This is a genomic window from Massilia oculi, assembly GCF_017582745.1.
Taxonomy (GTDB): domain Bacteria; phylum Pseudomonadota; class Gammaproteobacteria; order Burkholderiales; family Burkholderiaceae_D; genus Telluria; species Telluria oculi_A.
In genome coordinates this window covers 22483-35591 of sequence record NZ_JAFVIM010000030.1, presented here as the reverse complement: position 1 = coordinate 35591, position 13109 = coordinate 22483, and the positions used below count along the sequence as shown (strand labels likewise).

Below are 13109 nucleotides of genomic sequence, written 5' to 3'. Positions count from 1 at the left end.
AACTTGCACGCTAAAACAACCATACTCACAGCAGCAAACAGGGAGCAGCAATGGGATTCGCTTCGAAACTGACCACGAATTTTTTCGCCAAGGATGATGCCGCCATCGATGCGGCCACGCCCGGCGAGTCCCCGCTGGACGCCGACGGCGGCGGGTCGGCCGCCGCGGCCGCGCGCCGGCTCGGTGGCTTTCGCAGCCGCAGCGCGACCGAGGCGCTGGCGGCGGAAAGCGCCGACGACCTGCGCGCGGTCCCGATCGGCGGGCAGTTCCAGCCCGGCCGCCTGAACCTGCTGCTCGGCGCTTTTGTGGGCGGCGTGCTGCTGACCATGCTGGCGGCCTGGCAGAATTCGGCGATCGATGCCCGCCTGGCCGGCCAGAGCCAGGTGACCGGCGACGCCGTGATGCACTCCCAGCGTTTCGCCAAGGCGGCGCCGATCGCGCTGCGCGGCGACGCCGCCGCCTTCGACCAGCTCGAGGACAGCCGCACCCAGCTGGGCCGCGAACTGGACCTGCTGGCGCGCGGCGGCCAGTCGCCGACCGGCCGCATCCCGGCCGCCAGCGGCCCGCGCGCGGAAGAACTGCAAAAGGCGATCGTGCTGTGGAACGCCTCGTCCAAGGCGGCCGCCAACATCATCGCCAACAAGCGCAACCTGCTGGCCTTCGGCGTCAGCCTGCGCCAGTACGAAGAGGTGGGGCCAGAGCTGACCGCGATCGCCGAGCGCCTGCAAAAGGACGAATCGAGCGACGCCCGGCGCCAGGTGGCGGCGCTGAGCATGCAGTCGCTGGCCCAGCGCCTGTCGGCCGGCACCCAGACCTTCACCACCCCGGGCTCGGCCCAGAACGCGGTGACCTACATCATGGGCGACATCGAGTCGCTGAGCGCGATCATCGACGGCCTGCTCGACGGCGGCGGCAAGCTGGGCCTGGCGCCGCTGACCGACCTCGAACAGAGCATGCGCCTGGCGCGCACCCGTGACAGCTTCGACGAGTACGTCAAGACCATCACCCCGCTGCTGGGCAACCTGACCAACTACGCCAGCGCGCGCGCCGCCGAGCGCGTGATCTCGCGCGACAGCGAACAGCTGCGCGTCATGCTGGCGGAGTTGCACCACGATTACCAAAGCGACCAGGCCGGCACCAGCGGCTGGTTCTGGCTGACGGTCGGCGCCGCCCTGTTCACCCTGGTGGCGGCGCTCGGCATCTCGCGCGCCATGCTGCAGGACGCCGCCTCCCGCGCGCGCGCCGCCGAGGAGCGCCGCCGCGAAGCGGAAGCGATGCGCCAGCTGGCCCAGGCCAAGGAAGAAGAAGCCAAGGCCACCAACGACCAGAACCAGGCCGCGATCCTGCGCCTGATGAACGAGCTGCAAGAGGTGGCGGACGGCGACCTGACGGTGCAGGCCACGGTGTCGGAAGACATCACCGGCGCGATCGCCGACTCGGTCAACTACACGGTCGAGGAATTGCGCGAGCTGGTGGTGCGCGTCATCAAGACCTCGGAACAGGTGGCGCGCGCCTCGAACGGCGCGCAGCAGGTCTCGACCGAGCTGCTCGGCGCGGCCGAGCGCCAGTCGCGCGAGATCCAGGAAGCGTCCAGCACCACCATGAAACTGGCCGGCCTGATCACCGACGTGTCGCGTTCGGCCCTCGAATCGGCCAGCGTGGCGCGCCAGTCGGTGGCGGCGGCGGAGCAGGGCGCGACCGCGGTGCAGAACGCGATCGAAGGCATGCAGGAGATCCGCGAGCAGATCCAGGAAACCTCGAAGCGCATCAAGCGCCTGGGCGAATCCTCGCAGGAGATCGGCGAGATCACCGAGCTGATCTCGGACATTACCGAGCAGACCAACGTGCTGGCGCTGAACGCCGCGATCCAGGCCGCATCGGCCGGCGAGGCCGGTCGCGGCTTCTCGGTGGTGGCGGAAGAGGTGCAGCGCCTGGCGGAACGCTCGGGCGAGGCGGCCAAGCAGATCGGCGCGCTGGTGCGCACCATCCAGACCGACACCCACGACGCGGTGGCGGCCATGGAAAAATCGACCCAGGGCGTGGTCGAGGGCGCGCGCCTGTCGGACGCCGCCGGCGCCGCGCTGTCGGACATCTCGCGCGTGTCGAACCGCCTCGGTGAACTGATCGGGGACATGTCGAACGCCACCGAGCGCCAGGCTACCAAGGCCACCGGCGTGGCCGACAAGATGCAGGAGATCCTGTCGGTGACCGAACATACGCAGCAGGGAACGCGCCAGACCGCGCAGTCGATTCATGAACTGGCCACCCTGGCCCAGGAGCTCAAGGATTCGGTGTCGCGCTTCCGCGTGGTATCCTGAGCGGCCCATGGCTACCCCGAATCCGACCTTGCAACGTTCCAGCTTCGACACCGGCCCGCTGTCCTGGGTCATCGGCGAAATCCGCGACGCCCTGGCGCGCGCCTCCACCGCCTTGCGCGAGGCCGCCGGACGCTCGCTAGAAGCCCAGCCGACCCTGCTGCTGCATGCCAAGACCCACCTGCACCAGGCGCACGGCGCCCTGCAGCTGGTCGACGTCGAGGGTGTCGGGGTGTACACCGGCGCGGCCGAGGCGGTGCTGGACGGTTTCAAGAATGGGGAACTGCCATGCACCGTGGATAGCGTGCAGGTGGTGCTGGACGCCTTCGGGGCGCTCGGCGAATACCTGGACGAACTGCTGGCCGGCATGCCGCAACAGCCGGCGCGCCTGTTCCCGTATTACCGCGACATGGTCGAGCGCCAGGGCGAGCGCAAGGTGCATCCATCCGACCTGATGCCGCTCGACTTGTCCACGCTGCCCGAGTTGCCTGCGCCGGAAGGTGACGGCCAGGTCGATATCGCGGCCTGCCGTGGCCGATTCGAAAAAGCGCTGCTGCCCTACCTGAAAGCCGAGGACGACGCCGGGCGCCAGATCCATGCCGCCGACCTGGTGGCCGCCATCGCGCCGATCGCAGCCAGCCAGGACGAGCTGCGCGCGCGCTTGTTCTGGCAGGCGATGCATGCCTTCGCCACCGTGGTGGCCGACGGCCAGGTCGAGAGCGATCTCTACATCAAACAGCTGTTCGGCCAGGTCAACCTGCAATTACGGCGCCTGGCCAAGGGTGAGCTCGATGCGCCCGAGGCGATGCTGCGCGACGCGTTGTTCTTCATCGCCGCCGCGCGCGAACCGGGACCGGAGGCGCGCGCGCTGCGCCAGGCCCTGGGCCTGGACGGCGCCGTGCCGCCCGACTATGCCGAGCGCCGCTACGGCAAGCTCGATCCACAAGCCCTGCAAGAGGCGCGCGAAGCGCTGGCGCGCACCAAGTCGGACTGGGACCGCATCGCCGGCGAGGGCAAGCCGGACGCCGAGGTCGAGAGCGACTTCAACGACGCGCTGGCGCGCCTGGCCGGCGCCAGCGAAAAGCTCGGCGCCCCCGCGCTGGCCCAGCTGCTGCGCGAACTGGGCCGCGCGGCCAGCGACTCGGTGCAGTCGGGCCGCGACGACCAGTTCGGGCTCGAGATGGCGGCCGCCATGCTGTTCGTCGAGAACGGCCTGGACCAGCTGCGCCAGCTGCCCGACGATTTCTCGGAGAATGCCGAAGCCGTCGGCGCGCGCCTGCTGGCGCTGGCCGCCGGCGAGACGCCGCCCGACGCCCCGCACTGGCAGGGCGAGCTGGCGCGCCAGATCCAGCAGGGCCAGACCGTGGCCGTGCTGGCGAACGAGGTCAAGGCCGGCCTGCGCCAGATCGAGAAGCTGCTCGACGACTACTACGACGACCCGGGCAAGCGTCAGGTGCTCGGGCAGGCGGCGCCGATCCTGCACCAGCTGCAAGGGGCGTTCGCCATCCTCGACCAGGACCAGGCGGTGCTGGCCGTGCGCCACGTCGAGGAAGCGGTGCGCGCTTTGGCCGCCAGCGATGCCGACGTGACCAGCCAGCACGCGTCGCTGCATAATATCGCCCAGAACATCGGTGCGCTCGGCTTCTTCGCCGACCTGCTGGCCCAGGACAGCGAGGCCGCGCGCGGCCGCTTCACCTTCGACCTCGACAAGCTGCTGCTGCGCGAGCTGCCGTTCGAGTTCGTCGAGGCGCCGGCCGAGGCCGCGCCTGCGGAGACGCCGGCGGCCGAGCCGGCAGATGAGATCGCGGACGGCGTCGACGCCGAACTGCTCGGCATCTTCATCGCCGAGGCGCAGGAAGTGCTGGCCTTCGTGGTCGAGACCCTGCCGCGCGCGGCCGACGAGCCGTCCAACCAGGAAATCCTGACCCAGCTGCGCCGCGGCTTCCATACGCTCAAGGGCAGCAGCCGTATGGTGGACCTGGAGGCCTTCGCCGCCACCGCCGCCGCCATCGAACGCGTGATGAACGTGTGGCTGGCCGACGGTCGTTCGGCCACCGCCGACCTGCTGGCCCTGCTGGCCCATGCCTACGCCGAACTCGATGCCTGGGTGGCCGAGCTGGCCGCCGGCCTCCTGCCCGCCCGCGATGGCGCGGCGCTGATCGAGGCTGCCGCGCGGGTGCAGGAGGGCGGGCCGTTCGAACCGCTGACGTTCGAGCCACCGGGCGAAGAGCCTTTGGTGCTGGACGACATCATCGAAGCGCCGGTGCTCGACGATATTCCGCTGCTCGACGAACCGCTGGCCATGCCCGGCGACGATGGCGTGAAGCGCGTCGGCGACCTGGCCATCCCGCAGGCCCTGCACGACGTCTACCTGGGCGAAACCGAGGCGCTGTGCGCCACCCTGGAACAGGCGTTGGACGCGCTGCGCCGCGGCCTGGACAAACAGGTGGTGCAGGACGCGGTGACGGCGGCGCACACGCTGTCCGGTACCTCGGCCACGGTCGGCTACAGCGCCTTGCGCGACCTCGCGCACGAGCTGGAGACGACGCTCGAGAAGCTGGCGGCGCCGGGCACGAAGCTCGAGGACGGCCAGTTCGATCTGTTCGATTCGACCCTGTCGCGCATGCGCACCATGCTGCAGGTGTTCACCCTCGGCGAGCTGGCCCCTGGCCAGCCCGACCTGGTGGAACAGCTGACTGCGCTGCGCGAGCGCCTGGCCAGCCAGCTGGCGGCCGCCTTGTATGGCGAGGCCGATCCGGCCCTGGCCAGCCAGCTCGACGCGCTGTTCGCGGCCGCCTACGAGCAGTTGCTGGCCGCGCCACCGGCATTCGAAGCGCGCCAGGCGCCGCAGGCCCAGCCGAAGCCGGCCGTGAAGGACGACATCGACGACCTGTTCGATTCCTTCCTCGACGATGCCTTCGCCGCGCCGGAACTCGACCAGGCCGCCCCGCAGGCGCAGGATGCGACCTTTGTAGCCGTCACCCCGGACGAAGCGGTGCTGGCCGAAGCGGTGCCGGAAGCCGAACCTGAACTTGAGCCGGAGCCGGAGCCGGAACCCGAACTGGTCGGCGCCAGCTATGCCGACGAGATCGACCCGGACCTGCTGCCGGTGTTCCTGGAAGAGGCCGCGGACCTGTTGCCGCGCATCGGCCACGACCTGCGCCAATGGCGCTCGGCGCCGACCAATACCGCGATCGCGCAGGGCATGCAACGCGACCTGCACACGGTGAAGGGCAGCGCGCGCATGGCCGGCGCGATGCGCCTGGGCCAGCACGCGCACGAGCTGGAAACCCAGATCGAGAACATGGTCCACGCCGGCACATCCACCTTGCCGGCCACCGCCTTCGACGAGCTGCTGGCCAACTACGACGCGGCGATGCTGCTGTTCGAGCAGTTGCAGCAACCTGTCCAGGCGCAAGCCGCGTCGACGCCGGAGCAGGCGCACACGCCGCCTCCTGCCGAGCCTGCCCGTTCGCCGCTGGTGCGGGTGCGCGCCGACATCCTCGACCGCGTGGTGAACCAGGCCGGCGAGGTGTCGATCACGCGCTCGCGCCTGGAAAACCAGATGGGCGCGCTCAAGGGTTCGCTGGGCGACTTCTCGGACAACGTGGCGCGCCTGCGGCGCCAGCTGCGCGAGATCGAGATGCAGGCCGAGTCGCAGATCGCATCGAAGCTGTCGATCTCGGGCGAGCGCGAATTCGATCCGCTCGAATTCGACCGCTTCACGCGCCTGCAGGAACTCACGCGCATGCTGGCCGAGAGCGTCGACGACGTCGCCTCGTTCCAGGAAAGCCTGGCGCGCACGGTCGACGGCGCCAACGAGGAACTGGCCAGCCAGGCGCGCATGACGCGTGACCTGCAGCGCGACCTGATGCGGGTGCGGATGGTGCCGTTCGCCAGCCTGTCGGAACGCCTGTTCCGCGTCGCGCGCCAGACCGCCAAGGAAACCGACAAGCGCGTCAACCTCGACATCCGCGGCGGCGCCGTGGAGATCGACCGCGGCGTGCTGGAACAGATGGCCGCGCCCTTCGAGCACCTGCTGAGGAATGCGATCGTGCACGGCATCGAGCCGCGCGCGGCGCGCCAGGAAGCGGGCAAGGCGGAGACGGGAGAATTGCTGGTGCAGGTCAGCCAGCACGGCAACGAAGTCATGATCGTGTTCGGCGACGACGGCGCCGGCCTGGACCTTGAGCGTATCCGCGCCAAGGCGCAGGCGGGCGGCCTGCTGGAGGGCGGCGAAGACGCCTCCGACCAGGAGGTGACGGAACTGATCTTCGAGCCGGGCTTTTCGACGGCGGACACGCTGACCGAGCTGGCTGGCCGCGGCGTCGGCATGGACGTGGTGCGCTCCGAAGCCCAGGCGCTGGGCGGACGCGTGGCCGTCGTGTCCGAACCGGGGCAGGGCGCGCGCTTCACGATCACGCTGCCGTTGACGCTCGCTGTCGCCCAGGTGGTGCTGGTGACCGCCGGCGGGCGCACGCATGCGGTGCCATCGACCCTGGTCGAGCGGGTGGAGCAGGTGCGCGCGCTGGACCTGGCGGCGGCGATCGAGGCCGGCAGCATCGCGCTGGCCGGCGAAACCCTGGCGCTGCATGCGCTGCCCGGGTTGTTGGGCGAAGACGAGGATGAGGACGAGGACAAGCCGACGGCGAGCCAGCGCTCGGCGCCGGTGCTGGTGCTGAACGGCGGCGCCAGCCGCATCGCGCTGCGCGTGGACGAAGTGCTGGGCAACCGCGAGGTGGTGGTCAAGAACATCGGTCCGCAGCTGTCGCGGGTGCCGGGCATCGCCGGCGCGACGGTGCTGGGTTCGGGCGAGATCGTCCTGATCCTCGATCCGCTGGCGCTGGCGCAGCAGCCGCAGGCTGCCGCGCAGGTGAAGAAGGAAGTGGCGCGCCAGGTGCGGCGCCCGACCGTGATGGTGGTCGACGACTCGCTCACGGTGCGCCGCGTGACCCAACGCCTGCTGGAGCGCGAAGGCTATCGCGTGCAGCTGGCCAAGGACGGCGTCGAGGCGCTCGAATTCATTGGACAGGGCGCGCCCGACCTGATGCTGGTCGATATCGAGATGCCGCGCATGGACGGCTTCGACCTGACCCGCAATGTGCGCGGCAACGACGCTACCAAGGACATCCCGATCGTCATGATCACCTCGCGCACGGCGGACAAGCACCGCAACGTGGCGATGGGGCTGGGCGTGAATGCCTATTACGGCAAGCCGTATCAGGAGCCGGTGCTGCTGGCGGCGATCGAAGAGCTGCTCAAACGCTGACGGTTTTCTTGACCACGGCAAAGCGCTCGAGCGTGCGCCTGCGCGCCGCGTCGTGGTCCACGACCGGCGCCGGATAATTCTCACCCAGCACCACGCCGCGCTCGGCCAGCACCTCCGGCTTGACCAGCCATGGCGCGTGGATCTGCTTCGCATCCAGCTTCGCCAGTTGCGGCAGGTAGCGCCGGATGATTTCCCCGCGCGCGTCGAAGCGCGTCGATTGCGTCACCGGATTGAAGATCCGGAACCAGGGCTGGGCATCGCAGCCGGTCGACGCCGCCCACTGCCAGCCGCCGTTGTTCGAGGCCATCTCGTAGTCGTTCAGCTTCAGCGCGAAATAGCGCTCGCCGCGGCGCCAGTCGATGCCGAAGTCCTTGGTGAGAAAACTGGCCGTCACCATGCGCAGCCGGTTGTGCATGAAGCCGGTCGTGTTCAGCTGCACCATGGCCGCGTCGACCAGCGGATAACCGGTGCGGCCCTCGCACCAGGCGGCGAACAACGCATCGGCCTCGAGCCCGTCGTCCCACCGCACCGCATCGAAGGCCGGCTTGAAGGAGCGCTCGACCACGTGCGGGTTCTGCGCCAGCACCATCGCATAGAAATCGCGCCAGATGAGTTCGGACAGCCATACCGAGGCGCCGTTGCCGCCGGCGCCCGACAGCATCAATTGCTGGGCCGTGCGCACCAGGTGGCGGATCGAGGTGGTGCCGAAGCGCAAATGCGTCGATAACCTCGACGTGCCATCCTCGGCCGGGAAATCGCGCGCGCGGCCGTAGTCGGCGATGTCTTCCACGAAGGCCTCGAACAAGGCTTCGGCGCCTTCCATGCCGGCCGGCAGCGGCGGTTCGCCGGACTCGAAGCCGATGTCTTCCAGCGCGGGCAGGGCCGGCGCCGGGGCCGAGGCGGCGGGCGGCGCGAACGCATGCGCGAACGCGTCGACCGGATACGCCGCCAGCGTATCGGGACGCGCCGCCAGCCGCTTGAGCCAGGCGTTCTTGTAGGGTGTGAAGACCGAGAATGGCTGGCCCGCCAAGGTCAGCACCTCCTCCCTCTCGAAGATGACCTGGTCCTTGTACGCATGGAAGGCGCGGCCTTGCGCCGCCAGCAGCCGCGCCACCTCGTCATCGCGCGCGATCGCCAGCGGTTCATAGTCGGTGCAAGCATGCACTGCGTCAACATCGAGTGCGTTCGCCAACGCCGCCACCTCATCCCGGGCGCTGCCGTGGCGCACGATGAGGTAGCCTCCAAGACGACGCAATTCCTCATCCAGGCTGGCCAGGCTGGCGTGAATGAAACGCAGGCGCCGATCGTCGCGCGGCAAGCCGTCGAGAATCTCGGTGTCATACACGAAGACGCAAAACACCTGTTGCGAACCGCGCAGGGCGTGGTGCAGGGCGGCGTGGTCGAATGCGCGCAGGTCGCGCCGGAACCAGACTAAAGACTTGCTCAAATTCATCACTGTGTGCGAGGTCAAGGCGGGAGCAGATTTTACTGTCTAGGATCGGACCGTGGTGTGCGTGTCGTGATGCTTCCGGGGGTGCTCCGGCCAAATGGGTGTAAACTAGGGAAAAGCGTAACGTTGTGCTGCAGAACGTTGGCAGTCGATCATGTTTTAACGCAAGAGTGCGCCTTTTGAGAGTATCCGTATGAAAAAAAGCAAAGTTGGCAAAACTCTACCGATGCCGGGCATGCCCCGGGAGCAGGATGAAGGGCTCGCCAAGGCCGGTCCGGCAGCATCCGGGCTCAACCTTGCGAACCATTTCCTGATCGCCATGCCATCGATCCAGGATCCGATCTTCGGCGGCACCGTCGTCTATGTCTGCGAGCACAACGACAAGGGCGTGCTGGGCGTGGTCATCAACAAGCCGACCGACATGACGATGGAAACCCTGTTCGACCGCGTCGACCTCAAGCTGGCCGAAGGCCTGCGCGCGACCGTGGTGGATGAGCCGATCATGTTCGGCGGGCCGGTCCAGGACGACCGCGGCTTCGTGCTGCACTCGCCGGGCGGCCGCTATTCCTCGTCCCTCAACGTCACCGACGACGTCGCCTTCACGACCTCGATCGACGTGCTCGAAGCCGTCGCCAGCGGCGGCGGCCCCGCGCGCATGCTGGTCTCGATCGGCTATGCCGGCTGGAGCCCCGGCCAGCTCGAAGAAGAAATCTCGCGCAACGGCTGGCTGACGGTGGGCGCCGACGCGCGCGTGCTGTTCGACCTGCCGATCGAGGAGCGCTACAACGCCGCCATCAAACTGCTGGGGATCGATCCCTTCATGCTCGCCACCGAAGCCGGCCATGCGTAGTTCGTTGTACCTGCACCGCTTTGCATGATGGTCGATATCGTTCTCGGCTTCGATTTCGGCGTCAAGCGGATCGGCATCGCCATGGGCAACACCCTGACCGGGCAGGCGCAGCCGCTGCGCGTCATCGCCGCCATCGACAACGCCACCCGCTTCAAGATCATCGGCGAGCTGATCGCCGAGTGGCGCCCGGCGCGCCTGGTGGTGGGCGAGCCGCGCCATCCCGACGGCGCCGAGCACGACATGACCCTGCGCAGCCGCCGCTTCGCCAACCAATTGCATGGCCGCTTCAACCTGCCGGTCGAGCTGGTCGACGAGCGCTATTCGTCGGCCGTGATCGCGTCGAAGCGCGGCGACGTCATCGACGACAAGGCGGCCGCCATCATTCTGCAACAATACTTTGACGCATATTCCCCACCTAATGCCAACTTCTAACCTCAACCTCGACGCCGAGGCGCTCTACCGCGAGCTGCTGGCCCAGGTCCGCGCGGGCCTGGACGGCGTGCCCGACGCCGCCATCGTCGGCATCCATTCCGGCGGCGCCTGGCTGGCCGAACGCCTGGCGCGCGACCTCGATCTCACCGCCCGCCTGGGCTCGATCGACGTGTCGTTCTACCGCGACGACTATGCGCGCAAGGGCCTGCATCCTGACGTAAAACCGACCCACATCCGCTTTCCGGTCGACGGCGCGACGGTCGTGCTGGTCGACGACGTGCTGCAGACCGGCCGCACCACGCGCGCCGCGATCAACGTGCTGTTCGACTACGGCCGGCCAAGCTGCATCAAACTGGCCGCGCTGGCCGACCGCGGCGGGCGCGAGCTGCCGGTGGCGGCCGATTTCGTCGGCACCCGCGTGTCGCTCGCGGCAAACCAGTCGCTGTGCCTGCAGCGCGACGAAACAGGCCAACTCTCGCTGACCATCGAAGAAGACAATGCCGACCCTGCACAATAATCCGCAACTGAACAAGAACGGCGAGCTGCAACACCTGCTCACCATCGAGGGACTCAAGAAGTCGCACATCGACCACATCCTCGACACCGCATCGAGCTTCGTCGGCATCTCCGACCGCGAAGTCAAGAAAGTCCCGCTCATGCGCGGCAAGAGCGTGTTCAACCTGTTCTTCGAAAACTCGACGCGCACCCGCACCACCTTCGAGATCGCCTCGAAGCGCCTGTCGGCCGACGTCATCAACCTGAACATCCAGGCCTCGTCGACCACCAAAGGCGAGTCGCTGCTCGACACCATCGACAACCTGGCCGCGATGCACGCCGATATGTTCGTGGTGCGCCACGCGCAATCGGGCGCGCCCTACATGATCGCCCAGCACCTGAACCGCACCCGCTCCGACGTGCACGTGGTGAACGCCGGCGACGGCCGCCACGCCCACCCGACCCAGGGCCTGCTGGACATGTACACGATCCGGCACTACAAGAAGGACTTCACCAACCTCCGCGTGGCCATCGTCGGCGACATCCTGCACAGCCGCGTGGCGCGCTCGGACATCCACGCGCTGACCACGCTGGGCGTGCCCGAAGTGCGCGCCATCGGCCCGCACACCCTGCTGCCGGGCGGCCTGGAACAGATGGGCGTGCGCACCTTCACGAACATGGACGAAGGCCTGAAGGACGTCGACGTCATCATCATGCTGCGCCTGCAGAACGAGCGCATGAGCGGCGCGCTGCTGCCCTCGGCCCAGGAATACTTCAAGAGCTATGGCCTGACGCCGGAGCGCCTGGCGCTGGCAAAACCGGACGCGATCGTGATGCACCCGGGCCCGATGAACCGCGGCGTCGAGATCGACTCGGCGGTGGCGGACGGCGCCCAGGCGGTGATCCTGCCGCAGGTGACTTTCGGGATCGCGGTACGGATGGCGGTGATGAGCATTTTGGCAGGAACCCACGCATGAAACTTCATATCAAGAACGGGCGAGTGATCGACCCGGCGAACGGCGTCGACGCCACCCAAGACCTGTTCATCGTCGACGGCAAGATCGCGGCCCTCGGCGCCGCGCCGCAAGGCTTCAGCGCCGACCAGACCATCGATGCGGCCGGCCTGGTGGTCGCCCCCGGCCTGGTCGACCTGTCGGCGCGCCTGCGCGAGCCGGGCTACGAATACAAGGCCACCCTGGAGTCCGAGTTGCAGGCTGCGATGCAGGGCGGCGTGACCACGTTGGTGTGCCCGCCCGACACCGATCCGGTGCTCGACGAGCCGGGCCTGGTCGAGATGCTCAAGCACCGCGCGCGGATGCTGGACCAGGCCAATGTGCACCCGCTGGGCGCGCTGACCGTGGGCCTGAAGGGCCAGGCGCTGACCGAGATGGCCGAACTCACCGAAGCCGGCTGCATCGGCTTCGCCCAGGCCGAGGAACCGATCCTCGACACCACCGTGCTGCTGCGCGCCATGCAGTACGCCAAGACCTTCGGCTACACCGTGTGGCTGCGTCCGCAGGACGCCCACATCGGCCGCGGCGGCGTGGCCCACAGCGGCCCGCTGGCGTCGCGCCTGGGCCTGTCGGGCGTGCCGGTGATGTCCGAGACCATTGCGCTGCACACGATCTTCGAACTGATGCGCGCCACCGGCGCGCGCGTGCACCTGTGCCGCATCTCGTCCGCCGCCGGCCTGGAGCTGATCCGCGCCGCCAAGAAAGAAGGCCTGGACCTCAGCGTCGACGTCGGCGTGCACCACCTGCACATGACCGACGCCGACATCGGCTTCTTCGACTCCAACGCGCGCCTGACCCCGCCGCTGCGCTCGCAGCGCGACCGCGACGCGATCCGTGCGGCGGTGCTGGACGGCACCGTGGACGCGGTCTGCTCCGACCACACCCCGGTCGACGACGACGAGAAGCTGCTGCCGTTCGGCGAAGCCTCGCCCGGCGCCACCGGCCTGGAACTGCTGCTCAGCCTCACCCTCAAGTGGGCCGAGGACCAGCAGGATGCAGATAAGGCACTGGCCCTGGCGCTCGGCCGCATCACGCATGACGCGGCCCGCATCGCCGGCCTGCCGGCCGGCACCCTGGGCGTCGGCGCCGCGGCCGACGTGGTGCTGTTCGATCCGAACGCGCGCTGGAAGGTGGAGGGCAAGACCCTGGCCAGCCAGGGCAAGCACACGCCTTTCCTCGGCTATGAGCTGGCCGGACAGGTCAGGGCCACCATCGTGCGCGGCCGCGTGGCGTACCAGCGCTGATCCACCCGGGACGGCGGGCTTGCCATGAAGCCGCCGTCCTC

General features: G+C 68.5%; 8 protein-coding genes. 7 read left to right on the top strand and 1 reads right to left on the bottom strand.

Annotated features, from left to right (window positions below; all coding sequences use genetic code 11):
- Window positions 1-50 precede the first annotated feature (50 nt).
- Together J3U95_RS24830 and J3U95_RS24825 are read left to right on the top strand one after the other, a co-directional pair.
- The gene (locus tag J3U95_RS24830; protein ID WP_208281305.1) at window positions 51-2318 is read left to right on the top strand and encodes a methyl-accepting chemotaxis protein; all 2268 of its coding nucleotides are present in this window, start codon (window positions 51-53) and stop codon (window positions 2316-2318) included.
- A gap of 7 nt (window positions 2319-2325) precedes the next feature.
- Window positions 2326-7584: a hybrid sensor histidine kinase/response regulator gene (locus J3U95_RS24825; protein WP_208281304.1), complete on the top strand. Its 5259-nt coding sequence runs from the start codon at window positions 2326-2328 to the stop codon at window positions 7582-7584.
- On the opposite strand, the gene J3U95_RS24820 is transcribed toward J3U95_RS24825, so the two are convergent.
- Window positions 7574-9037, bottom strand: coding sequence for a cryptochrome/photolyase family protein (locus tag J3U95_RS24820; RefSeq protein WP_208281303.1), 1464 nt, complete (start codon window positions 9035-9037; stop codon window positions 7574-7576). The two genes, J3U95_RS24825 and J3U95_RS24820, sit on opposite strands and share 11 nt — an antisense overlap.
- A 232-nt stretch (window positions 9038-9269) precedes the next feature.
- Here J3U95_RS24820 and J3U95_RS24815 point away from each other — a divergent pair, with 232 nt between their 5' ends.
- From J3U95_RS24815 to J3U95_RS24795, 5 genes are read left to right on the top strand one after another with little or no spacing between them, the layout of a single operon-like run.
- Complete coding sequence (locus tag J3U95_RS24815; RefSeq protein WP_208281336.1) at window positions 9270-9884, top strand: YqgE/AlgH family protein; 615 nt, start codon at window positions 9270-9272, stop codon at window positions 9882-9884.
- 27 nt (window positions 9885-9911) lie between these two features.
- Entirely contained in the window at window positions 9912-10316 is a 405-nt protein-coding gene (ruvX, locus tag J3U95_RS24810) for a Holliday junction resolvase RuvX (protein ID WP_370661227.1), read from the top strand.
- Complete coding sequence (pyrR, locus tag J3U95_RS24805; RefSeq protein ID WP_208281301.1) at window positions 10303-10833, top strand: bifunctional pyr operon transcriptional regulator/uracil phosphoribosyltransferase PyrR; 531 nt, start codon at window positions 10303-10305, stop codon at window positions 10831-10833. Before ruvX ends, pyrR begins: the two co-directional genes overlap by 14 nt.
- A complete protein-coding gene (locus tag J3U95_RS24800; RefSeq protein ID WP_005665326.1) occupies window positions 10814-11788 on the top strand; it encodes an aspartate carbamoyltransferase catalytic subunit in 975 nt (324 codons plus the stop codon). The genes pyrR and J3U95_RS24800 overlap by 20 nt, the downstream gene beginning before the upstream one ends.
- Complete coding sequence (locus tag J3U95_RS24795) at window positions 11785-13068, top strand: dihydroorotase (protein ID WP_208281300.1); 1284 nt, start codon at window positions 11785-11787, stop codon at window positions 13066-13068. The genes J3U95_RS24800 and J3U95_RS24795 overlap by 4 nt, the downstream gene beginning before the upstream one ends.
- The last annotated feature ends 41 nt before the right edge of the window (window positions 13069-13109 follow it).